Raw genomic sequence first — 22239 nt, forward strand, 5'->3', positions numbered from 1 at the left:
TTTTAATAGGAGGAATGGGATGCCTGAAGGAAAGATAGTGAAAGCGCTGAGCGGGTTTTACTATGTAGCAGCTAATGATCAGATTTTTCAATGCCGGGGCAGAGGCGTTTTTCGGAAGCGGAAAGTGTCTCCGCTCGTCGGTGACTTTGTTGAATTTCAAGTAGAAAACGATCTAGAAGGGTATATTTTAGCCATTGAAGAAAGGAAAAATGAACTCGTCAGGCCGCCAATTGCCAATGTAGATCAGGCAATTCTTGTTTTTTCTGCTGCTAGGCCGGATTTTAGTACAGCTTTGCTCGATCGTTTTCTCGTCCTAATTGAATCAAAACATATAGAACCGCTTATTTGCATTACAAAAATCGACCTGTTAAATGAAGAAGAAGAAGCCCTTATTAAAAATTATGCTGATGATTATCGCTCATTTGGCTATGAGGTGCTTCTTACTTCTTCAGAAAATCTTGCTAATCTTGATGAACTAAGAGAGCAGCTGCAGGGGAAAACATCGGTATTTGCTGGACAATCCGGTGTTGGAAAATCCTCCTTATTAAATGCTCTTAAACCTGAACTAGAGTTGAAGACGAACGATATTTCAAATTCTCTTGGGCGAGGGAAACATACAACGCGGCATGTGGAATTAATTAACGTGGAAGATGGGCTGGTCGCTGATACACCTGGCTTCAGTTCGCTGGAATTAACAGAAATTGAAGGGGAAGACCTTCCTCAGTATTTTCCTGAAATGGTGGAAAGAAGTCACTCCTGTAAATTTAGGGGCTGCCTGCATGTTAACGAACCAAAATGTGCAGTGAAAGAAGCTGTGGATAACGGAGAAATTCCTTCCTACCGGTATGAGCATTATTTGCAGTTTATGGATGAAATTAAAGAAAGAAAGCCGAGGTATTAATATGGTGAAAATTGCCCCATCAATCTTATCAGCTAATTTTGCTAAGCTGGGGGAAGAAATTAAAGAAGTAGAAATGGGAGGCGCTGATTGGATTCATGTAGATGTAATGGATGGACATTTTGTTCCTAACATTACGATTGGTCCATTAATTGTTGAAGCTGCCCGTCCGATTACAAAGCTTCCGTTAGATGTTCATTTAATGATTGAAAATCCTGATCTTTACATTGAGGCATTTGCCAAAGCGGGAGCCGATTATATTACAGTACATGCTGAGGCTTGCCCACATTTGCATAGAACCATTCAATTAATTCGTTCCTTCGGGGTAAAACCAGGAGTGGTATTAAATCCAGCAACCCCTGCATCTGTGCTTGAATATATTATAGAAGATATTGATCTCGTTCTTTTAATGACGGTTAATCCGGGATTTGGAGGCCAGTCCTTCATCCATTCTGTTGTGCCAAAAATTCGTGAGGTAAAACAGATGATCACAGCGAAAGGGCTTGATGTTTTAATTGAAATCGACGGCGGTGTAAACACTGAAACGGCCAAATTATGTACAGATGCGGGAGCAGATGTATTAGTAGCCGGATCAGCTGTCTATAACAAAGCAGATCGAAAACAGGCAATCGCTGATATTCGGCTGTCCACCACAATGTAAAGATAACGGGAATGGAGTCGTTTCGTACGGCTCCATTTATTTCTATATCATGTTAATAAGGGGAGGTGAAAGAGGTTGAAAATGATTTTAGTAGCTGGAGGACCGGAAAGAGAGCTGCCTGATTTAAAGAGCATTGAGGAAACAGATGTCCATTGGGTAGGGGTTGACCGGGGAACATTATACCTGCTCCATCGAGGGATTAAGCCACAAACCGCATTTGGTGATTTTGACTCTATTTCAGCAGAAGAGTGGGACCTTATTCAAAAAGAAGTGGAATCTATTCATACATTTCCGGCTGAAAAAGATGAAACCGACTTGGAGCTCGCCTTGCAATGGGCGCTTTCGTTTAATCCAGAACACCTTACTATTTTAGGGGCAACAGGCGGGAGGCTGGATCATTTTTTTGGTACGGTCAGCTTGCTGACGAACAATCAACTAGCCTTTCATGATACCGAAGTGGAAATCGTCGATCGTCAAAATCGCCTAGCCATTTACCAAGGGCCGCTTAAAAAACGAGTAGGGAACGACACGGACTATAAGTACTTTTCTTTTTTTCCTGTAACGAAAGAAGTAAAAGAATTTACGTTGGAGGGCTTTAAATATCCGCTTACTAATCATACCGTCCAATTAGGCTCGACTTTATATGTAAGTAATGAATTGATAGGCGAAAGTGGTACTTTTTCTTTCACAGATGGCATATTAATAATGGTAAGAAGTTCCGATGATTGAGCAGCTTTAAATTGGAGGGGTGGCAATCATGAAATTTTATACTATTAAACTGCCTAAGTTTCTTGGCGGGCTTGTCCGGGCAATGCTTGGAACACTAAAAAAGTGAAGGCAGGCCATACCAGAAGATAGATGAAAGAAACAAAAGGGCAAATGCCTGCTGTTTTTCTGGAAGGAATCCGCTTTTTGGCTCTATTGGGGACAGGTAATGGGCTTCAAGGGGCTAAACGCTAGATCAGGATGCAAATCCATGCTAGCACCGACCTATCCATCATGCGGTTACTTTATAGCTTTCCAATAGAAAAAACCGACTGTTTATCAGTCGGTTTTTTCTATTGGAAAATTATTATACGCGCTCTACTTTTCCGGATTTTAACGCTCTTGCAGAAACCCAAACACGTTTAGGTTTGCCATCTACTAAGATGCGAACTTTTTGCAAGTTGGCCCCCCAAGTACGCTTATTTGCGTTCATAGCGTGGGAACGAGTGTTGCCGGAACGAGCTTTACGGCCTGTTACAACACATTTTTTTGGCATATTATTCACTCCTCACCATTGAAGCTGAAAAGATGGTTTCAATACTTCATGATATTCTGAAAGATACTTTAATAATTTACCATACAACTTTTTTAATTGCAACTGTTCTTGCAAAGTCTTTCAAGAAAAAAACCTTGACATCCTTCTGCTTCTTTTGAAATGATATAGTGCGGGTAAGTGTTTCTTTTAAAACAGGGGCAACTATAGTAAAATGTCTATAGCTTACAACCAATTTTAAGGGGGGGTCCAAGTGGCCATTGAGCTTAGAACAAAATACGGACAAATTGATATTTCAAACGACGTAATTGCTATGATTGCCGGTGGAGCAGCTATTGATTGCTATGGAATTGTAGGAATGGCATCTAAGAAACAAATAAAAGACGGAATCACTGAAATCCTGCGACGGGAAAACTTTGCCCGCGGTGTCGTTGTACGCCAGGAAGAGGACCAAGTATTTATTGATATGTACATCATCGTTAGTTATGGAACAAAAATATCAGAGGTAGCCAATAACGTGCAGTCAAAAGTAAAATACACGCTTGATCAAACGGTTGGTCTGTCTGTTGATGCAGTGAACATTTTTGTGCAAGGGGTTCGAGTAACGAATCCATAGAGTGTGAGGAGGAAAGATTCGTGTCAATTACTTCATTAGAAGGAAAGCGGTTTGCTGACATGGTTCAAGCAGGAGCCGCTCATTTATCAGCTCATGCCGATATGGTCGATGCGCTGAACGTGTTTCCTGTTCCTGATGGGGATACGGGAACAAATATGAACTTATCGATGACTTCTGGTGCAAAGGAAGTTCAACAAAATATAAGCGCTCATTTTGGCAAAACAGCAGCAGCCTTGTCTAAAGGGCTGCTTATGGGAGCGCGCGGAAACTCAGGTGTTATTTTGTCCCAATTGTTCCGCGGCTTCTCTAAAGCAGTAGAACAAAAGCAGGAAGTAACAGGTAAGGAGTTAGCGCAAGCTTTTGAGGCCGGTGTTGAAACGGCTTACAAGGCGGTTATGAAACCGGTAGAAGGAACGATTTTAACCGTTGCGAAAGATGCTGCCAAGAAAGCTGTTTCCGTTGCTAAAAAACAGGCAGATATCGTTGTGATTGTAGAAGAACTTGTAAAGGAAGCAAGAGCTTCATTAGAACGGACACCGGATTATTTACCTGTACTGAAAGAGGTCGGGGTCGTAGACAGCGGCGGACAAGGATTGTTGCTCGTATATGAAGGTTTTCTGGCCGAGTTAAAAGGAGAAAAGCTTCCTGAAACGGCAGGTATCACACCAAATATGGATGAGCTTGTCAGCGCTGCACACCACAAAAGCATTCAAAGCTTTATGGATACATCCGCTATTGAATTTGGTTATTGTACAGAATTTATGGTTCGTTTTGAAGAAGACAAAATTAAAAGGAATCCATTTTCTGAAGAGAAATTCCGGGCGGATTTGAGCGAGTATGGAGATTCCCTGCTTGTTATCGCCGATGACGAAATCGCCAAGGTGCACATCCATTCTGAACAACCGGGGAACGTATTGACATACGGCCAGCGCTACGGAAGTTTGATCAACATGAAGATTGAAAACATGCGTCAGCAGCATAGTGACATTGTTGGCACTCCGGCTAAAGAGCCCGTTGCCGCCGTGCAAAAAGAAAAGCAGGAAATGGGAGTTGTTACCGTCTGTATGGGAGAGGGAATCGCCCAATTGTTCGAAAGCATCGGCGCTTCTGCCGTAATAGAAGGCGGTCAAACGATGAATCCAAGCACAGAAGATATCGTAAAGGCCATTGAACAGGTCCACGCAAACAAGGTTATTCTTTTACCGAATAACAAAAACATTATTATGGCAGCAGAACAGGCGGCTGAAGTAGTCAATATGGAGGCAGTGGTTGTTCCTTCGAAAACGGTTCCTCAGGGAATGTCGGCTCTGCTTGCCTATAATCCTGAAGCGAGCCTTGAAGAAAACAAAGCAGCTATGACAGCTGCTCTTGCCCACGTCAAGACGGGGCAAATCACTTTTGCCGTTCGTGATACGAATATTGACGGCATTGAAATTGCCAAAGATGATTTTATGGGAATTGCCGATGGGAAAATCTTGTTAACGGACAAAAATAAAGTGACCGCAGCAAAGGAGCTCATCCGTACGATGATAGATGATGAATCTGAAATCGTTACGATCATTTATGGAGAAGATGCTTCTGAACAAGAAGTAGAAGAGGTAACTAGTTTTATTGAGGAACAGTTTGAGGAAGTGGAAGTAGAAGTCCACAACGGCAAACAGCCTCTTTATTCTTTCATCTTTGCAGTAGAATAACGTGAAGGAAGGGCTTCCCTTCCTTCTTCTTTATGTGCATTTTTAGTGTAATCATAGTAAAATAGAGAGGGTAAGTTTTTTCTATTGCGGCTTATCAGCTTGTTTTTAAATAGGCATCAATCAAGGATGGAAGCTGTCTTAAGTATAAATAAAATCAAAGGGGGCGGCGTAGTGAAATATAAAAGTGTATTTGATATTATTGGACCGATTATGATCGGACCTTCAAGCTCTCATACAGCAGGAGCGGCCAGAATTGGCAGAGTGGCTAGAAGTTTATTTGGCAGAGAACCGCAATGGGCGGTTATTTCTTTTTATGGCTCATTTGCGGAAACATTTAAAGGGCATGCAACAGATGTAGCGATTGTTGGAGGGCTTCTTGATTTTGATACATTTGATGAACGCATTAAAGATGCGCTCAATATAGCGAAAGAGCACGGAATCGATATACAGTTTGTGAAAGAGAAAAGTGTCCCGGTTCATCCGAATACCGCAAAAGTTCGGATTGGCGATGACCAGTCAGAAATGGAACTCGTGGGAATTTCGATTGGGGGCGGAAAAATCGAAATTACAGAGTTAAACGGATTCGAATTAAAACTTACAGGTCATCATCCTGCTATTCTTGTTGTTCATGAAGATCGGTCAGGGGCCATTGCAACGGTTTCCAATGAATTGGCAAAGCACAATATCAACATTGGCCACATGCAGGTTTCTCGAAAAGGAATCGGAGAAATGGCTTTGATGACCATTGAAGTGGATCAAATGATTGATGATGAAGTTCTAGATGAGATCCGGCGTTTGCCTCATATTACTCAAGTAGTGAGAGTAGCTGACTAATCAGCCTATAAATCCAGCTAAGAAGAGGAGTGGTTAGTTTGTTTAAAAATGCAGCTGAACTTGTAAAATTAGCTGAAGACCAACAAAAGAAGATTTCTGATATTATGATTGAACAAGAGCAAGAGGTAACAGGAAAATCTTATGAAGAAATTATAGAATTAATGGGGAAAAACTTAGATGTGATGGAGCAGGCAGTAGAACGCGGCTTAAAGGGAGTTCATTCTCTCTCTGGATTAACGGGAGGAGACGCCGTGTTGCTGCAGCAATACATCCAAAAGGGAAATACACTATCAGGCCCGCTGCTGCTTGACGCGGTTAGTAAAGCGGTAGCGACAAACGAAGTGAATGCCGCGATGGGCACGATCTGTGCAACGCCGACTGCTGGCAGTGCAGGGGTTGTTCCCGGGACATTGTTTGCGGTACAGGAGAAGCTAAAGCCTTCCCGTGAAGAAAAAATTCACTTTTTGTTTACAGCCGGGGCATTTGGGTACATCGTGGCGAACAACGCTTCTATTTCCGGAGCAGCTGGCGGATGTCAAGCTGAGGTAGGCTCTGCTTCCGGAATGGCAGCGGCAGCTATTACGGAAATGGCTGGCGGTACACCAGCGCAGTGTGCGGAAGCGATGGCCATTACGTTAAAAAATATGCTTGGGTTAGTTTGTGACCCTGTAGCCGGTCTCGTAGAAGTTCCTTGTGTAAAGAGAAATGCCATGGGGGCTGCTAATGCAATGGTAGCTGCAGACATGGCGCTTGCCGGTGTGACAAGCCGGATTCCTTGTGATGAAGTAATTGATGCGATGTATAAGATCGGTCAAACGATGCCTTCTGCCTTACGGGAGACAGCCGGCGGCGGCTTGGCTGCCACACCTACCGGGCGAAAATTGGAGGCGAAAATTTATGGCACACCACTCCAATCCCGCGATTAATCCATCTCTGCTCTTGCAGCCAGTAGAGGTATTAAAAGGGATCGGTAAGGAAACGGCCTTAACATTAAATGAACTTAGCGTTGAAACAATTAAGGACTTAATGGAGTTTTTTCCTTCTCGCTATGAAGACTACCGGCTTAGAGACCTGGCTGATGTTGAGCATGAAGAGCGGGTAACTGTGGAAGGGAAAGTTCATAGCCAGCCCTCAATTATGTTTTATTCAAAGAAAAAATCTCGTTTAACATTTAAACTGCTCGTCGGACGCTATTTAGTGAATGTTATTTTTTTTAACCAGCCTTATTTAAAAAGTAAGATCGCTATTAATGATACGGTCACGATCACGGGAAAATGGGATAAGCATAGACAGACGATTACGGCCCAGCAATTTGCAGCTGGCCCGCACAGCCGACAGGGTGACTTCGAAGCTGTTTATTCGTTAAGGGGCGCACTTTCGCAAAAAATGTTCCGCAAATATGTCGGGCTTGCTTTGGCGGAGTACAGTGAACATATAGAAGAAACGCTTCCACAGAAAACGATCCATGAGTATAAGTTGATGAGCCGCCGAGATGCACTTCGCTCCCTTCACTTTCCGGCATCCGAAAAGGAAATGAAACAGGCAAGGCGACGTTTTGTTTTCGAAGAATTTCTTTATTTTCAATTAAAGATGCAGGCATTGCGTAAGTTTGAGAGGGAGCACTCGGCAGGGATTTCCCAAGCCTATGATGTTCGGAAGCTTAAACAATTTATCAGCTCATTGCCCTTTACGATGACAAATGCTCAAAAGAGGGTAGTGAATGATATTTGCGCTGATATGAGATCGCCTTATCGGATGAACAGGCTTCTTCAGGGCGATGTGGGAAGCGGGAAGACAGCAGTAGCTGCTGTCTGTCTTTATGCGAGCGTGACGGCAGGCTTTCAAGGGGCATTAATGGTGCCGACTGAAATTCTTGCTGAGCAGCATGCTGAATCACTGCTTCAGTTATTTGAGCCAATGGATGTAAAGGTCGCTCTTCTCACGAGTTCGGTTAAAGGCAAACGGCGAAAAGAACTGCTCGCACGCTTGGAGTCTGGTGAGATCAACATTTTAGTGGGTACGCATGCGCTCATTCAGGAAGATGTAGGCTTTCATCGGCTTGGTCTCGTTATTACCGATGAACAGCATCGATTCGGTGTGAACCAGCGGCGGATTCTCCGCGAAAAAGGAGAGAGTCCAGATGTTCTCTTCATGACGGCAACGCCTATTCCGCGTACATTAGCCATTACCGTATTCGGAGAAATGGATGTTTCCATCATCGATGAAATGCCAGCTGGAAGAAAAGAAATCGAGACGTACTGGGCAAAAGAAGAAATGCTGGACCGTGTTCTCGGTTTTATGGAAAAGGAATTAGTAAAGGGCCGGCAAGCTTACGTTATTTGTCCATTAATTGAGGAATCGGAAAAGCTTGACTTGCAGAATGCCCTAGACGTTCATGCTCAACTCGTTCAATACTTCCATGGCCGCTATCGTGTAGGGTTAATGCATGGCCGGCTTCCAGCAGAAGAAAAAGAAACGGTCATGAAAGCTTTTACAGAGCAGGAAGTAGAGGTTTTAGTGTCGACCACCGTTGTGGAGGTCGGTGTGAACGTCCCAAATGCCACGATGATGGTTATTTATGACGCAGAACGTTTCGGCCTTTCTCAGCTTCATCAGCTGCGTGGCCGTGTCGGACGGGGAAGCGAGCAGTCCTACTGTATTTTACTCGCTAATCCCAAAACAGAGATTGGCCAGGAGCGTATGAAAATCATGACGGAGACCAATGACGGCTTCGTCTTGAGCGAGAAAGACCTGGAATTAAGAGGGCCGGGAGACTTTTTCGGCAAAAAGCAAAGCGGTCTGCCAGAATTTAAAGTAGCTGATATGGTACATGATTACCGGGCACTTGAAGTCGCAAGGGAAGACGCGAAACAGCTCATTGAATCAGAGGCGTTTTGGAACGATGAGCAGTATGCAGCACTGCGCCGGCATTTAGAGGAGTCTGGCGCCCTTTCAGGTGAAAAGTTAGATTAAAGTCAAGCTGTTGATAATTGTTCGTTTTTCGTTGCTCGCCTGCCTGTGGTGCTCATGAGCTTCATGGTTATTCCTTTCTCGTCAGGAGTCCGAAGAATGCAAGTTTTTCCTTGCATTCTTTTTTTTTTGCTTTTATACTACTATTAGTACCTAGTCCTAATATCGGATGGTGTGAGACAATGAAACGAACAAAGAAAGAGAGACAACTTCAACTTCAAGAAACGATTGCACATAACCCGTTTATCACGGATGAAGAATTAGCCGAACATTTCCAAGTAAGCGTGCAGACGATCCGATTAGATAGGATGGAGCTGTCCATTCCGGAACTGCGTGAGAGAATTAAGCATGTAGCCGAAAAAAAACTGACGAATGAAGTTCGCTCGCTGCCAATTGAGGAAGTGATCGGCGATGTAATTGATATTGAACTGGACAAAAGTGCGATCTCTATATTTGATGTAAAAAGAGAGCATGTATTTGTTAGAAATGGGATTGCCCGCGGCCATCATTTATTTGCGCAGGCTAACTCTCTGGCTGTTGCTGTTATCAATGACGAGCTAGCTTTAACTGCCAAGGCCAATATCCGTTTTAAAAGATCAGTCCGTGAAGGGGAGCGGGTTGTAGCAAAGGCAAAAGTACTTGATGTTAAAGCAGCGAATGAACGGACGATTGTTGAAGTAAACAGTTATGTCGGACAGGAGCTTGTTTTCCGCGGAGAATTTACGATGTATCGCTCTAATACACAAACAGAGGATGAAGGACAATGAAAATAGCAATAGATGCAATGGGCGGCGATCATGCACCTAAAGAAATTATTTTAGGCACAAATAAGGCGTTGGCGGAACTGCCTAGTCTAGAAGTGCTTATTTATGGGGATAAAGAGAAAATTACACCGTTATTGACGCCAAACAGTCGGGCGCAAGTTATACATACAGATGAAGTCATTCTTGGAACGGACGAACCAGTAAGAGCTGTGCGTCGCAAAAAAAGTGCCTCTATGGTCATGATGGCACAAGCTGTCGCTGATGGAGAGGCAGCTGCTTGTGTATCGGCTGGAAACACCGGTGCTTTGATGGCGGCTGGTTTGTTTGTTGTTGGCCGCATTGAGGGAATTCAGCGTCCGGCTCTTGCTCCTACACTGCCGACTATTGATGGTAAGGGGTTTGTCATGTTAGATCTCGGAGCCAACGTGGATGCTAAGCCGGAACATTTGCTTCAATATGCCATGATGGGTTCGATCTACGCGGAAAAGGTGAGAGGCATAACGAATCCCCGTGTTGGCCTATTGAATATTGGCACAGAAGAGAAAAAAGGAAACGATTTAACGAAGGAAGCCTTCCAGCTGCTTAGCAAGCAAGAAGGAATCCACTTTGTTGGCAACGTGGAATCCCGTGACTTATTAAATGGAGTGGCTGACGTAGTCGTAACGGACGGTTTTACAGGGAATATGGTATTAAAAACCATTGAAGGGACGGCTTTATCTGTGTTTTCCATGTTAAAGTCGGCTCTTACATCGTCTTTAAAAGCAAAGTTAGGCGCTGGTCTGCTTAAAAATGAGCTTTATAGTTTGAAAGATAAAATGGATTATACGGAATACGGAGGCGCTGGGTTATTTGGCCTGAAAGCCCCTGTTATTAAAGCGCACGGTTCATCAAACGCCAATGCTTTTTACAATGCATTAAAGCAGGCGTATACGATGGCAGAAGCGAATGTCCCGTCTAAAATTGCGGAGGCAGCGAGTCTAATGTCATCAACAGATCAGTAAGGAGGAAAAGAAGATGGGGAAAATAGCGTTTGTCTTTCCTGGACAAGGATCTCAAGCAGTCGGAATGGGAAAAGCTCTTGCAGATGAGCATGAGGAAATTCAGGAATTATTCCAAACAGCGGATCGTAAATTAGGTTTTTCATTAAGCGAGCTTATGTTTAATGGGCCGGAAGAAAAATTAACTTTAACGATGAATGCTCAACCGGCTATTTTAGCAGCAAGCATTGCAGCATTAAGAATCTTTGAGAAAGAGGGCATCCAACCTGATTTTGTAGCTGGTCATAGTTTAGGTGAATATACAGCACTCACTGCTGCTAAGGCATTGGCATTTGAAGATGCTGTCTATGTTGTTCATAAACGTGGACAATTCATGGAACAGGCTGTACCTGCGGGTGAGGGAACGATGGCTGCTGTACTCGGCATGGAGCGAAGCCTTTTACAAGAAGTAACCGATGAAATAACAGCATCCGGCGATACAGTAGGTCTTGCCAACTTAAACTGCCCAGGGCAAATCGTTATTTCAGGAACAAAGAATGGAGTAGCGCGAGCTGGGGAACTTGCTAAAGAAAAAGGGGCAAAACGGGTGCTTCCGTTGAATGTAAGTGGTCCTTTTCACTCCTCGCTCATGAAACCGGCGACAAAACAGCTTGAAAAAGTGCTCGCGGAAGTGGAAATAAAAAATTGTGACACACCGCTTATTGCGAACGTTGACGCAAAAGCTGTTGTAGAGGCTGAGGAAATTCGAGAAAAATTACTTCAACAACTATATTCTCCAGTTCTTTGGGAAGACAGTGTAGAAGCGCTAATCGAAGCCGGAGTCGATACGTTTATTGAAATTGGCCCAGGGAAGGTCTTATCAGGCTTAGTTAAAAAAGTAAATCGGAAAGTAACGACTTACTCCGTTCAAGATGGAGAGTCTATCCAAGAAACAGTGAAAGCGTTAAAGGAGGCAGCACAATGAAACTTGAAGGAAAAGCCGCTTTAGTAACAGGGGCATCCCGCGGCATTGGCCGTGAAATTGCTCTAGAACTTGCCCGTGCCGGAGCGGACGTGGCAGTGAACTATTCTGGAAGTGAAGCAAAAGCAAACGAAGTCGTGGAAGAAATCAAAGCACTGGGCCGTAAAGCGTTAGCGATACAATGTGATGTTTCTAACAGTGAATCCGTAGCAGAAATGGTAAAACAAACGACAGAAGCATTCGGCAAAATTGATATCCTTGTCAACAATGCTGGTATTACACGCGATAATTTGTTAATGCGTATGAAGGAACAGGAATGGGAAGACGTCATTGACACAAATTTAAAAGGCGTATTCCTTTGTACGAAGGCCGTTACACGGCCGATGATGAAACAGCGGAGCGGCCGAATCATCAACATCGCTTCGATCGTTGGAGTAAGCGGCAATCCAGGCCAAGCTAACTATGTGGCAGCTAAAGCGGGTGTGATTGGTTTAACAAAGAGCACAGCGAAAGAGCTCGCTTCACGTGGCATTACAGTCAATGCTTTAGCCCCAGGGTTTATTACAACCGATATGACAGATGCCTTGCCAGAAGAAGCAAAAGAAGCCATGCTCAGCCAAATACCGCTCGGACAATTTGGTGAACCGGCAGATATCGCCAAAGCAGCTCTTTTCCTTGCCTCCGAAGACTCTAAATACATTACTGGCCAGACCATCCACATCGACGGCGGCATGGTGATGTAACAAGAAAAGCGGAAGGCGCTCGTCCTGCGTGATAGCGGATTGGAGCTCTCGACAAGGAGTTGCTTTTTCAAACTCTGACAGAGAGAGCGAAATCAGCGCAAGCGATTCAATGTTGACGTATCACTAGGAGGCACCATCTACACTCTTACTTTTACAGAATAGAAAATTTATTTTATCTTTACCGAAAATCGTCTATAATGACTTGAGGGGAGGTGAATGAGTGTGGCAGATGTATTAGAGCGTGTAACGAAAATTATCGTAGATCGTCTTGGAGTAGAAGAATCCCAAGTAAATCTTGAAGCTTCTTTCAAGGAAGACCTTGGAGCAGATTCTTTAGACGTAGTTGAACTAGTAATGGAATTAGAAGATGAGTTCGACATGGAAATCTCTGACGATGATGCAGAAAAAATTGCAACAGTGGGCGACGCTGTGAATTACATAAACAGCAAAAATTAATCGTTCGAAGAATACAAGCTCCGTTCTTGAAACGGAGCTTGTATTCTTTTGCGATTTTTTTCAATTTCGACTACACTGTGGGTGGATGTAAATTAGTTTAATTACCGGAGGAAATCCAATGAAGAAACCACATAGAGACTCTAAAAGGCCTTTAACGAAAAGAGAACAGCAATTTCAGCAGTTACAGGAAAACTTAGGAATTCATTTTCATGATGAGAATTTATTAAAACATGCTTTTACTCATTCATCCTATGTGAATGAGCATCGGAAAAAACCATATGAAGATAACGAACGACTTGAATTTTTAGGGGACGCTGTCCTTGAATTGACCGTTTCCCACTATTTATTCAAAAAATACCCACTAATGTCAGAAGGAGACTTAACGAAACTACGAGCTGCCGTTGTTTGTGAACCATCGCTCGTTACGTTTGCGAATGAGTTGAATTTTGGGAAATACGTTCTTCTTGGAAAAGGAGAAGAAATGACCGGAGGACGCATGAGACCTGCTCTCCTGGCAGATGTGTTTGAAGCATTTATGGGTGCTTTGTTTTTAGATCAAGGAATGGATGCCGTTCTCCTTTTCCTAGAAAAAATGGTTTTTCCAAGAATTGATTCCGGTGCTTTTTCTCATATGATGGATTACAAGAGCCAGCTGCAAGAACTTGTACAGCGAGAGACAAAAGGCTTGATTGAATATAAAATTTTGCAAGAAAAGGGTCCGGCCCATAGCAAAGAGTTTGTCTCGCAAGTTTCATTAAATGGAGAAGTACTTGGAAGTGGACAAGGGAAATCAAAAAAAGAAGCCGAGCAATTAGCCGCTCAAATGGCGTTGACAGCTTTGAAACAACAGACAGAGTAGAAGGCAGGGGAAAGAAACATGTTCCTGAAGAAATTGGAAATCGCCGGCTTTAAATCATTTGCTGAGCGCGTTTCTATTGAATTTGTCGATGGGGTAACCGCTGTAGTCGGACCAAATGGTTCAGGTAAGAGTAACATTACTGACGGCATACGCTGGGTGCTTGGGGAGCAGTCAGCTAAGAGCTTGCGTGGCGGCAAGATGGAAGATGTTATTTTTGCTGGCAGCGACAGCCGTAAGCCGCTTAATTTTGCTGAAGTCACGCTAACATTAAACAATGAAGCACAAACGCTTCCGATTGAATACAATGAAGTCAACGTAACGAGAAGGGTCTACCGGTCAGGGGACAGTGAGTATTTTATTAACAAAAGAGCCTGCCGTTTAAAAGACATTGTTGATTTGTTTATGGACTCGGGTCTCGGTAAAGAAGCCTTTTCCATTATTGGACAAGGGAAAGTAGAAGAAATATTAAATAGTAAGCCAGAAGAGCGTCGAGCGATCTTTGAAGAGGCAGCCGGCGTATTAAAATATAAAACTCGAAAAAAGAAAGCAGAAAAGAAATTAGATGAAACCCAAGAAAATCTTTTACGCGTCCAGGATATCCTTCACGAACTAGAAGGCCAAATCGAACCTTTACGTATCCAGGCTTCTATCGCAAGAGATTATCTGGATAAGAAAGAAGAAATGACAGGCTATGATATCGCAGCGATTGTGTATGAAATTGATGAACTGCATGCCCAGTGGGAAACGTTAAAGTCAAGTCATACAGAACATATGAAAGAGGAATCCGCTCTTTTTTCAAATCTGCAAAAGAGAGAAGCGAAAGCAGAAGAGCTGCGAGCGCAAATTACGGCTCTTGATGAGTCTGTTAACGATTTACAGGCTGTGCTGTTAGCGGCCAGTGAAGAATTAGAAAAGCTTGAAGGCCGTAAGCAAGTACTGCAGGAACGGAGAAAGAATGCCATCCAAAATGAAGGACAGCTTGCGGACAACTTGGCAGAAGTAAAAGAGAAAATCAAGCAGCTTACCAAACAGGCAGATGAATTAAAGAAAATGTCCGAAGAAGACAAGAAGGAAGCGGCTGAATTAAAACAACAGCTGTCGGAAAAACAGGAGGAAAAGAAACAGCTCTCGCAAAATCTGGAAGAGGAAATCGAGTCCTTAAAATCAGAGTACATTGAAAACTTAAATGCACAAGCTTCAGCCAAAAATGAACGGCAACACGTAAAGCAGCAGTTAGAACAATTAGTGCGGAGAAAAGAGCGGCTGGATGCTGAAAATAAAAGATATCTTGCTGAAAGAGAAGAAATAGCAGCGAAGAAATCAGCGATAGAAGAAGCGTTAGTTTCGGAGCAGGAGCGTATAGCAGCCCATTTGGATGCTTTACACGGGGAACAGCGTCTGCTCGAAACGATGAAGGCGAAATATGAAAAGCAAGAATCTAACCTTTATCGAGCTTATCAAATTCTTCAAGAAGCTAAATCCCGCAAAGATATGCTGGAATCCTTGGAAGAAGATTATTCAGGATTTTTCCAGGGGGTTAAGGAAATATTGAAAGTGCGAGACCGACACCTCTCGGGAATTGAAGGGGCCATCGCCGAAATCATCGACGTACCGAGAGAATATGAGACGGCTATCGAAATAGCACTTGGAAGCAGTATGCAGCATATTATTACGACTGATGAACGGGCAGCTCGAGAAGCTATTGGTTACTTAAAAAAGCATCGATTTGGACGGGCAACATTCCTGCCGTTAACTTCGATAAAAGAAAAAACGTTTCCGGCTTCCCTTTTCACACAGCTTGAAAATGATGATCGCTTCATCGGCGTAGCGGCCGATCTTATTCGCTTTCCGGATCAATACCGTCCAGCGGTGACCAGTCTGCTTGGTCACACCGTCATCGCGGCTCACCTGGAAGGGGCCAATGAACTGGCTAAGCTTATGAACTATCGGTATCGCATTGTCACGCTTGAGGGTGATATTGTGAATCCAGGCGGTTCGATGACGGGGGGCGCTTTAAAGCAACAAGGGAATTCATTAATTAGCCGCAAAAATGAGCTTGAAACATTAAAAGCGAAGCTCTCTTCTATGGAATCCAAAACAGCAGCGGCCGAACGTGAAGTAAAAAAATTAAAAGAAGATATCCTCTCCAAAGAAGTCCTTCTTAAGCAGATGAGAAATGAAACAGAATCGATCAGAGAAAGAGAGCAGGAGCGAAAGAATGAACAGCTTGAATGGCAATTCGCTTATCAAACGATTAACAGCCGTCTATCTATTTATGATGCGGAGAAACAAGAATTTGAAGCGGAGAGCGAGAGGCTGAAACAGCTCTTAGAAAAGGCTGAAAATCAATTAACTGCCAGTCAGAAAGAAATTGAAACGCTGGATGCCAAGATTAAGAAATTAACAGAGCAAAAGACACATGAAAGCACCTTGAAAGAAACCATTGTTCAGTCTATAAGTGAGTTGAATTCTAAACTGGCAGTGAAAAATGAACAGCTGGCCTCCAGAACAGAACGTCTTGAACAAGTCGTTGCTGAGCTCACGGCCTCTGAGCAAAAATATAAGCAGTGGAATGAAGATTTAAACTGGCTGCAAACAGAAATGTCAGAAAGCGGACAAGGAGAAGAAGAGCTTGATGAGGCAACACGGAAAAAGCGGCAGGATAAAGAAGAAATTACGAAGCTGATTACAATGCGCAGAAATGAACGAATGGATAAGCTAGGCCAGCTAGAAAATGAGGAGAAAGAGCTTAAAGAAGCGAGAAGACTTCACAAAGCCATGAGTGAAGCGATCCAAGATGAAGAAGTAAAAATCAACCGCCTAGATGTAGAACTCGACAACCGCTTAGGCCAATTAAGTAAAGAGTACGCGATGACGTATGAAGCAGCAAAAGAAAAATATCCATTGCCTTTCCCGATTGAAGAGGTACGTAAAAAACTTCATTTAATTAAGCTGTCAATTAAAGAACTAGGCAACGTTAACCTCGGTGCGATTGAAGAGTATGATCGTGTGTCTGAGCGGTATACATTTCTTGAAGAGCAGCGGGCTGACTTACAAGAAGCAAAAGATACGCTATCGCAGGTAATAGAGGAAATGGATGAAGAAATGACGAAGAGATTCAAGGAAACCTTCCAATCAGTCAGCACGCATTTTCTTCCTGTTTTTCAATCATTATTTGGGGGCGGTAAAGCTGAATTACGATTGACCGATCCTGACAATCTACTGAACACTGGAGTAGAAATCGTAGCACAGCCGCCTGGGAAAAAGCTGCAAAGCCTCAGTTTGTTGTCGGGCGGGGAGCGCGCATTGACGGCTATAGCCCTCTTATTTGCCATTCTAAAAGTACGACCTGTTCCTTTCTGTGTGCTTGATGAAGTGGAAGCGGCCTTAGATGAGGCGAATGTCTTTAGGTTCAGCCGCTATTTAAAACAATTTAGTCAAGATACTCAATTTATTGTCATCACGCATCGAAAAGGCACAATGGAAGAAGCAGATGCTCTTTATGGAATTACAATGCAAGAATCAGGAGTATCAAGGCTGGTCTCCGTTACAATGGACAAAAAAGAGGAAACTCCTGTTTAATCGCGGCATTTATAAGCCAAATAGCGAATAGGCGAACCTTTACACTATTTGGCTTGTCATCTATTTACTTAACCATAGTTAGTATAGGAGGAAAACAGATGAGCTTTTTTAAAAAATTAAAAGAGAAATTAACGACTTCGACAGACCAGGCGACAGAGAAGTTTAAAACAGGCCTGACAAAAACACGTGACAATTTTTCCAATAAGGTAAATGACCTCGTAGCGCGTTACCGTAAAATTGATGAAGACTTCTTTGAGGAGTTAGAAGAAATTCTCATCGGTGCTGACGTTGGATTCGATACCGTTATGGAATTGATTGATCAGTTGAAATATGAAGTAAAACGGCGCAACACGAAAGATCCAGCAGAAGTGCGTGATATAATTACTGAAAAGCTAGTGGAGGTTTACCAAAATGGCGAAGAAACGCCAAATGAATTAAATATACAGGAAGATGGACTGACAGTCATCCTCTTTGTGGGCGTCAACGGTGTAGGGAAAACAACAACAATCGGTAAGCTGGCTCATAAGTTTAAGTCAGAAGGCAAGAATGTCTTGTTGGCTGCTGGAGATACATTTCGTGCCGGGGCGATTGAGCAGCTTGAGGTTTGGGGAGAACGCACAGGCGTCGAGGTCATTAAGCAAGGAGAAGGATCGGACCCGGCGGCTGTTATGTACGATGCTGTTCGGGCGGCTAAATCACGGAATGCAGATATCTTGCTATGTGACACAGCTGGACGGCTTCAAAACAAAGTGAATTTAATGAAGGAACTAGAAAAAGTGAAACGAGTCATTGAACGGGAAGTTCCAGGGGCGCCACATGAAGTATTGATCGTTCTCGATGCGACGACTGGGCAAAATGCCATGGTGCAAGCAAAAACGTTTAAAGAAGCAACAGATGTAAGTGGGATTGTGTTAACAAAGCTTGACGGAACAGCCAAAGGAGGAATCGTCCTCGCAATTCGTAAAGAGCTTGAAATTCCGGTGAAATTCGTTGGTTTAGGTGAGAAGATGGATGATCTCCAACAATTTGATGCTGAGAAATATGTATATGGCTTATTTTCATCAGCCTTTGAAGAAAAAGAGGAAGATGGAGAAGAAGACGAGGAATAATTAGGAAGAATGGGCTTGCCTGAATGTCAGTAAATGCTGCTCGCTTTTCTTACTCGCCAAACTTGTCATTTTACTGATCTAAAAAGCGGGTTTACTGGCCATATGTGAAATTGCTGAGCAAGCGCCTTCCGCTTTTCTTGTTGTCTAGCTGCAGGCGCTTAGCGACTGGTGGACTTCCGGCTCCTTCTTGCGATAAGTCAACATCGAATCGCTCTCGCTCTTCGTGTTTCCTTTATCTCATACGGAGCCGTCCAATCCATGCGTCGCTGAGCAAGCGCCTTCCGCTTTTCTTGGCCGTAAAGATATTTTCTTGACATTACTGTTTAAAATGAGTAGACTGTTTTTATGTAAAGGTTTTTAACTTAACAAGGGGGGCTGTCTATGCTTGAGAAAACAACAAGAATGAATTTTTTGTATGATTTTTATCATTCTTTGTTAACAGATAAGCAGCGCAGTTATATGTCCCTTTATTACCTGGATGATTTCTCTCTTGGTGAAATCGCGGAGGAGTATGAAGTAAGCCGTCAGGCGGTTTACGATAATATTAAACGCACAGAAGCAATGCTTGAAGAGTATGAAAGCAAGTTATTGCTATTCAAAAAATTTCAAGAGCGCAGCCGCTTACTGAAGCAGTTAAAGTCATTTGTTTCGGATGAGGGTCTGTCCATTATTGAATCGCTTGAGAAATTAGATTAGGAGGCGGCACAATGGCATTTGAAGGATTAGCCGACCGACTGCAGAATACGATGCAAAAGATCCGCGGCAAAGGAAAAGTCACAGAGGCGGACGTTAAAGACATGATGAGAGAAGTGCGTCTTGCACTTCTTGAAGCCGATGTTAACTTCAAGGTCGTTAAAAGCTTCGTTAAAAAAGTCAGCGAGCGCTCTGTCGGTCAGGAAGTGATGAAAAGCTTAACACCTGGCCAGCAGGTTATCAAAGTCGTGAAAGAAGAATTAACAGATTTGATGGGCGGTGAGCAGAGCCAAATCGCCGTAGCAAAGCGCCCGCCAACAGTGATTATGATGGTCGGTTTGCAGGGGGCTGGTAAGACAACGACTACCGGCAAGCTGGCTAATTTGCTGCGGAAGCGATATAATCGCAAGCCGCTGCTCGTAGCGGCGGATATTTACCGTCCGGCAGCTATTAAGCAGTTGGAAACGCTCGGCAAGCAACTAAATATGCCTGTTTTTTCTTTAGGAGACCAAGTGAGTCCGGTAGAGATTGCTAAACAAGCGATTGAAAAAGCAAAAGAGGATCATCACGATTACGTGCTAATTGATACAGCTGGTCGTCTTCATGTAGATGAAAACTTAATGGGTGAGTTAAAAGATATCAAGGAATTGACCAATCCAGATGAAATCTTCCTCGTAGTGGATGCTATGACGGGGCAGGATGCTGTCAATGTTGCTCAAAGCTTTAATGAACAGCTTGGAGTAACGGGTGTTATTTTAACGAAGCTTGATGGTGATACGCGCGGAGGAGCTGCTTTATCTATTCGTGCGGTAACTGAAAAGCCCATTAAGTTTGCTGGGATGGGCGAAAAGTTAGACGCTCTTGAGCCTTTCCATCCGGAGAGAATGGCTTCTCGGATCCTGGGCATGGGTGACGTACTGACGCTCATTGAAAAAGCACAAACAAACGTCGACGAAGAAAAGGCAAAAGAGTTAGAGCAAAAAATGCGGACGATGTCCTTCACGTTTGATGATTTCCTTGAACAGCTTGGTCAAGTTCGCTCCATGGGCCCATTAGATGAAATTATTAAAATGCTTCCCGGGGCTAATAAAATTAAAGGGTTAAGTAATGTCCAAGTAGATGAAAAGCAAATTTCTCATATTGAAGCGATTATTCAATCGATGACAAGCGAGGAAAAACAACATCCGGAAATTATTAGTTCCGGCCGTAAAAAACGGATTGCTAGGGGAAGCGGAACGTCCATCCAGGAAGTGAACCGTCTTTTGAAGCAATTTGAAGAAATGAAGAAGATGATGAAGCAAATGTCCGGCATTCAGCAAAAAGGCAAGAAAAAAGGAATGCCGTTCAAATTCCCATTTATGTAAGAAAAGCGGAAGCGGCCTGATCAGCCCGATAGGAGGTTGGAGGGCTCGACAAGGAGTCGTTCCTCAGACTCCGGCAGAGAGACCGAAACTGCCGTACGGGCTGGCCGCTGCAGCTGGACAAAGAAAAGCAAATTCCGCTTTTTCATCGCAACAAAATAAAATGTAAAGAAAAAAACCTTTACAAACAACCTGATTATTTGTTATTATTTTATCTTGTGTAAAACTATTCGGAGGTGCTTTAAAAATGGCAGTAAAAATTCGTTTAAAACGCATGGGTTCTAAAAGAGCTCCATTCTATCGTATTGTAGTAGCAGATTCTCGTTCTCCACGTGATGGACGTCAAATCGAAACAGTTGGAACATACAATCCAATTTCTCAACCAGCAGAAGTGAAAATCGATGAAGAGCTAGCATTAAAATGGCTTCAAAACGGTGCAAAACCTTCTGACACAGTGCGCAACCTTTTCTCTAAACAAGGCATTATGGAAAAATTCCACAATGCTAAAGTTAGTAAATAAGAGAAATGGAACAGTTAATCTTAGCAATTGTTAAACCACTTGTCGACTACCCTGAACAAGTCGCCGTGGAGGAGAAAGCGGAAGAAAGCAAGATTGTGTATCGTCTATCTCTTCATTCGGAAGACATTGGAAAAGTCATCGGGAAGCATGGCCGGATTGCTAAGGCCGTTCGAACTATTATAACAGCGGCGGCCAACGCCGCCCATCAGAAAAAAGTGTATGTAGAAATAGCCGAATAGGGAGGGATAACCTCCCTTTTTTCATATAAATTTTTAACAAGAAAAGCGGAGCCGACTGCTTTGGGGCGACAAGCATAAGACGAATGGCGAAGTGGCGTTCTTCAGCCACACAGCCAGATCGGCTTATGACCTCGAGCCCCAGGGAGGCGAAGCTGGACAACAAGAAAAGCGGAAGGCGCTCGCTCAGCACGATAGCGGATTGGAGCTCTCGACAAGGAGTCGTGCCCCAGACTCCGACAGAGAGACCGAAACCACCGTATGGGCTGGCCGCTGCAGCTAGATAGAAGAAAAGCGGAAGCGGTCCGATTAGCCCGATAGGAGGTTGGAGGGCTCGACAAGGAGTCGTTCTTCAGACTCCGACAGAGAGACCGAAACCACCGTATGGGCTGGCCGCTGCAGCTAGATAGAAGAAAAGCGGAAGCGGTCCGATTAGCCCGATAGGAGGTTGGAGGGCTCGACAAGGAGTCGTTCTTCAGACTCCGACAGAGAGACCGAAACCACCGTATGGGCTGGCCGCTGCAGCTAGATAAAGATAAAGAGAAACAAAGGCTAAAGGCGCGACATCGTGTCGCAGCGCCCTCACTAGCACGTCGTGTGTATCGAAGCGGAAGTATCTGGCATAGAAAGGAAGGCGAAGGCATGCAGATTTTGCAGACAGTAGTCGTGAAACAAGTATTAACAGAGACACTGAAACAATCGTTGCTTTCATCTTATCAGGATAAAAAAAGCCAGCTTGAAAAAGAATATGAGCAATTACGCTTTGAATTGAAAAAAACAGAAAGACAGCAAAAAAGCAGCCATCAGGAGAAAGCCAGCTTTTTTCAAAAAGAGATGGAGCAGCGGCGGCAAAAGATGGAGAACTTGGAATTTCAACAAAGCCAATTAGATATTCTTCCTCTTGGCAGTGAGTTAAAAGAAAAAGAAGTACAAGCGCTGATCGATGTAAGCATCGGTGACCGCTGGGAAGAAACAGAAAAAACAATCGTCATCAAAGATGGCATTGTTGTGGAGATTCGTTAGAGG

Annotated in this window: 23 protein-coding genes; 22 read left to right on the forward strand and 1 reads right to left on the reverse strand. The window is 43.6% G+C overall.

Features of this window, described 5'->3' with window-relative positions; translation table 11 throughout:
• Window positions 1–19 precede the first annotated feature (19 nt).
• From rsgA to spoVM, 4 genes are all read left to right on the forward strand, one after another.
• On the forward strand, window positions 20–901 hold the full coding sequence (gene rsgA / locus AC623_RS05875; RefSeq protein ID WP_049661447.1) for a ribosome small subunit-dependent GTPase A: 882 nt from the start codon (window positions 20–22) through the stop codon (window positions 899–901).
• A gap of 1 nt (window position 902) precedes the next feature.
• The gene (gene rpe, locus AC623_RS05880) at window positions 903–1559 is read left to right on the forward strand and encodes a ribulose-phosphate 3-epimerase (protein WP_049666308.1); all 657 of its coding nucleotides are present in this window, start codon (window positions 903–905) and stop codon (window positions 1557–1559) included.
• A gap of 75 nt (window positions 1560–1634) precedes the next feature.
• Window positions 1635–2288 carry a thiamine diphosphokinase gene (locus AC623_RS05885; RefSeq protein WP_049661449.1) on the forward strand — a complete coding sequence of 218 codons (654 nt, stop codon included), beginning with the start codon at window positions 1635–1637 and terminating at the stop codon, window positions 2286–2288.
• Between the two features lie 28 nt (window positions 2289–2316).
• Entirely contained in the window at window positions 2317–2394 is a 78-nt protein-coding gene (gene spoVM, locus AC623_RS20930; RefSeq protein WP_099098601.1) for a stage V sporulation protein SpoVM, read from the forward strand.
• Between the two features lie 237 nt (window positions 2395–2631).
• Here the strand turns inward: spoVM and rpmB are convergent, their stop codons facing one another.
• A complete protein-coding gene (rpmB, locus tag AC623_RS05890; RefSeq protein WP_041099906.1) occupies window positions 2632–2820 on the reverse strand; it encodes a 50S ribosomal protein L28 in 189 nt (62 codons plus the stop codon).
• A gap of 250 nt (window positions 2821–3070) precedes the next feature.
• Between rpmB and AC623_RS05895 the strand changes: the two genes are divergently transcribed.
• From AC623_RS05895 to AC623_RS05985, 18 genes are all read left to right on the forward strand, one after another.
• Window positions 3071–3433, forward strand: a complete 363-nt coding sequence (locus AC623_RS05895; protein WP_049661452.1) for an Asp23/Gls24 family envelope stress response protein — start codon at window positions 3071–3073, stop codon at window positions 3431–3433.
• 20 nt (window positions 3434–3453) lie between these two features.
• Complete coding sequence (locus tag AC623_RS05900) at window positions 3454–5127, forward strand: DAK2 domain-containing protein (RefSeq protein WP_049661453.1); 1674 nt, start codon at window positions 3454–3456, stop codon at window positions 5125–5127.
• Between the two features lie 171 nt (window positions 5128–5298).
• Window positions 5299–5961, forward strand: a complete 663-nt coding sequence (sdaAB, locus tag AC623_RS05905) for an L-serine ammonia-lyase, iron-sulfur-dependent subunit beta (RefSeq protein ID WP_049661455.1) — start codon at window positions 5299–5301, stop codon at window positions 5959–5961.
• A 38-nt stretch (window positions 5962–5999) separates the two neighbouring features.
• On the forward strand, window positions 6000–6887 hold the full coding sequence (sdaAA, locus tag AC623_RS05910; RefSeq protein ID WP_049661457.1) for an L-serine ammonia-lyase, iron-sulfur-dependent, subunit alpha: 888 nt from the start codon (window positions 6000–6002) through the stop codon (window positions 6885–6887).
• Window positions 6859–8934, forward strand: coding sequence for an ATP-dependent DNA helicase RecG (recG, locus tag AC623_RS05915; RefSeq protein WP_156186999.1), 2076 nt, complete (start codon window positions 6859–6861; stop codon window positions 8932–8934). The genes sdaAA and recG overlap by 29 nt, the downstream gene beginning before the upstream one ends.
• Window positions 8935–9113: 179 nt before the next feature.
• Window positions 9114–9698 carry a transcription factor FapR gene (gene fapR, locus AC623_RS05920; protein WP_049661459.1) on the forward strand — a complete coding sequence of 195 codons (585 nt, stop codon included), beginning with the start codon at window positions 9114–9116 and terminating at the stop codon, window positions 9696–9698.
• Window positions 9695–10696, forward strand: coding sequence for a phosphate acyltransferase PlsX (gene plsX / locus AC623_RS05925; RefSeq protein WP_049661460.1), 1002 nt, complete (start codon window positions 9695–9697; stop codon window positions 10694–10696). The genes fapR and plsX overlap by 4 nt, the downstream gene beginning before the upstream one ends.
• A gap of 13 nt (window positions 10697–10709) precedes the next feature.
• Entirely contained in the window at window positions 10710–11657 is a 948-nt protein-coding gene (fabD, locus tag AC623_RS05930) for an ACP S-malonyltransferase (protein ID WP_049661463.1), read from the forward strand.
• The gene (gene fabG / locus AC623_RS05935; protein ID WP_049661464.1) at window positions 11654–12397 is read left to right on the forward strand and encodes a 3-oxoacyl-[acyl-carrier-protein] reductase; all 744 of its coding nucleotides are present in this window, start codon (window positions 11654–11656) and stop codon (window positions 12395–12397) included. The genes fabD and fabG overlap by 4 nt, the downstream gene beginning before the upstream one ends.
• A 222-nt stretch (window positions 12398–12619) precedes the next feature.
• A complete protein-coding gene (gene acpP, locus AC623_RS05940) occupies window positions 12620–12853 on the forward strand; it encodes an acyl carrier protein (protein ID WP_049661467.1) in 234 nt (77 codons plus the stop codon).
• A gap of 118 nt (window positions 12854–12971) precedes the next feature.
• Complete coding sequence (gene rnc / locus AC623_RS05945; RefSeq protein WP_049661469.1) at window positions 12972–13712, forward strand: ribonuclease III; 741 nt, start codon at window positions 12972–12974, stop codon at window positions 13710–13712.
• Between the two features lie 18 nt (window positions 13713–13730).
• Window positions 13731–17294: a chromosome segregation protein SMC gene (smc, locus tag AC623_RS05950; RefSeq protein WP_049661471.1), complete on the forward strand. Its 3564-nt coding sequence runs from the start codon at window positions 13731–13733 to the stop codon at window positions 17292–17294.
• A 98-nt stretch (window positions 17295–17392) separates the two neighbouring features.
• Entirely contained in the window at window positions 17393–18403 is a 1011-nt protein-coding gene (gene ftsY / locus AC623_RS05955) for a signal recognition particle-docking protein FtsY (protein WP_049661473.1), read from the forward strand.
• Between the two features lie 381 nt (window positions 18404–18784).
• The gene (locus tag AC623_RS05960) at window positions 18785–19099 is read left to right on the forward strand and encodes a putative DNA-binding protein (RefSeq protein WP_049661474.1); all 315 of its coding nucleotides are present in this window, start codon (window positions 18785–18787) and stop codon (window positions 19097–19099) included.
• An 11-nt stretch (window positions 19100–19110) separates the two neighbouring features.
• Window positions 19111–20460: a signal recognition particle protein gene (gene ffh, locus AC623_RS05965; RefSeq protein WP_049661476.1), complete on the forward strand. Its 1350-nt coding sequence runs from the start codon at window positions 19111–19113 to the stop codon at window positions 20458–20460.
• 244 nt (window positions 20461–20704) lie between these two features.
• Window positions 20705–20977, forward strand: a complete 273-nt coding sequence (gene rpsP / locus AC623_RS05975) for a 30S ribosomal protein S16 (protein WP_041099936.1) — start codon at window positions 20705–20707, stop codon at window positions 20975–20977.
• 5 nt (window positions 20978–20982) lie between these two features.
• Window positions 20983–21216: a KH domain-containing protein gene (locus AC623_RS05980; protein ID WP_049661480.1), complete on the forward strand. Its 234-nt coding sequence runs from the start codon at window positions 20983–20985 to the stop codon at window positions 21214–21216.
• 639 nt (window positions 21217–21855) lie between these two features.
• The gene (locus AC623_RS05985; RefSeq protein WP_049666312.1) at window positions 21856–22236 is read left to right on the forward strand and encodes a YlqD family protein; all 381 of its coding nucleotides are present in this window, start codon (window positions 21856–21858) and stop codon (window positions 22234–22236) included.
• Window positions 22237–22239: the final 3 nt, after the last annotated feature.

The organism is Bacillus sp. FJAT-27231, from assembly GCF_001183975.1.
GTDB classification, from domain to species: Bacteria; Bacillota; Bacilli; order Bacillales; family Domibacillaceae; genus Pseudobacillus; species Pseudobacillus wudalianchiensis.

Bases quoted from the DNA above. Each gene is read 5' to 3' on its own strand.
- rsgA (WP_049661447.1), top strand. From the start codon at position 20: ATGCCTGAAGGAAAGATAGTGAAAGCGCTGAGCGGGTTTTACTATGTA.
- rpe (WP_049666308.1), top strand. From the start codon at position 903: ATGGTGAAAATTGCCCCATCAATCTTATCAGCTAATTTTGCTAAGCTG.
- spoVM (WP_099098601.1), top strand. From the start codon at position 2,317: ATGAAATTTTATACTATTAAACTGCCTAAGTTTCTTGGCGGGCTTGTC.
- rpmB (WP_041099906.1), bottom strand. From the start codon at position 2,820: ATGCCAAAAAAATGTGTTGTAACAGGCCGTAAAGCTCGTTCCGGCAAC.
- recG (WP_156186999.1), top strand. From the start codon at position 6,859: ATGGCACACCACTCCAATCCCGCGATTAATCCATCTCTGCTCTTGCAG.
- fapR (WP_049661459.1), top strand. From the start codon at position 9,114: ATGAAACGAACAAAGAAAGAGAGACAACTTCAACTTCAAGAAACGATT.
- plsX (WP_049661460.1), top strand. From the start codon at position 9,695: ATGAAAATAGCAATAGATGCAATGGGCGGCGATCATGCACCTAAAGAA.
- fabD (WP_049661463.1), top strand. From the start codon at position 10,710: ATGGGGAAAATAGCGTTTGTCTTTCCTGGACAAGGATCTCAAGCAGTC.
- fabG (WP_049661464.1), top strand. From the start codon at position 11,654: ATGAAACTTGAAGGAAAAGCCGCTTTAGTAACAGGGGCATCCCGCGGC.
- rnc (WP_049661469.1), top strand. From the start codon at position 12,972: ATGAAGAAACCACATAGAGACTCTAAAAGGCCTTTAACGAAAAGAGAA.
- smc (WP_049661471.1), top strand. From the start codon at position 13,731: ATGTTCCTGAAGAAATTGGAAATCGCCGGCTTTAAATCATTTGCTGAG.
- ftsY (WP_049661473.1), top strand. From the start codon at position 17,393: ATGAGCTTTTTTAAAAAATTAAAAGAGAAATTAACGACTTCGACAGAC.
- AC623_RS05960 (WP_049661474.1), top strand. From the start codon at position 18,785: ATGCTTGAGAAAACAACAAGAATGAATTTTTTGTATGATTTTTATCAT.
- ffh (WP_049661476.1), top strand. From the start codon at position 19,111: ATGGCATTTGAAGGATTAGCCGACCGACTGCAGAATACGATGCAAAAG.
- rpsP (WP_041099936.1), top strand. From the start codon at position 20,705: ATGGCAGTAAAAATTCGTTTAAAACGCATGGGTTCTAAAAGAGCTCCA.
- AC623_RS05980 (WP_049661480.1), top strand. From the start codon at position 20,983: ATGGAACAGTTAATCTTAGCAATTGTTAAACCACTTGTCGACTACCCT.
- AC623_RS05985 (WP_049666312.1), top strand. From the start codon at position 21,856: ATGCAGATTTTGCAGACAGTAGTCGTGAAACAAGTATTAACAGAGACA.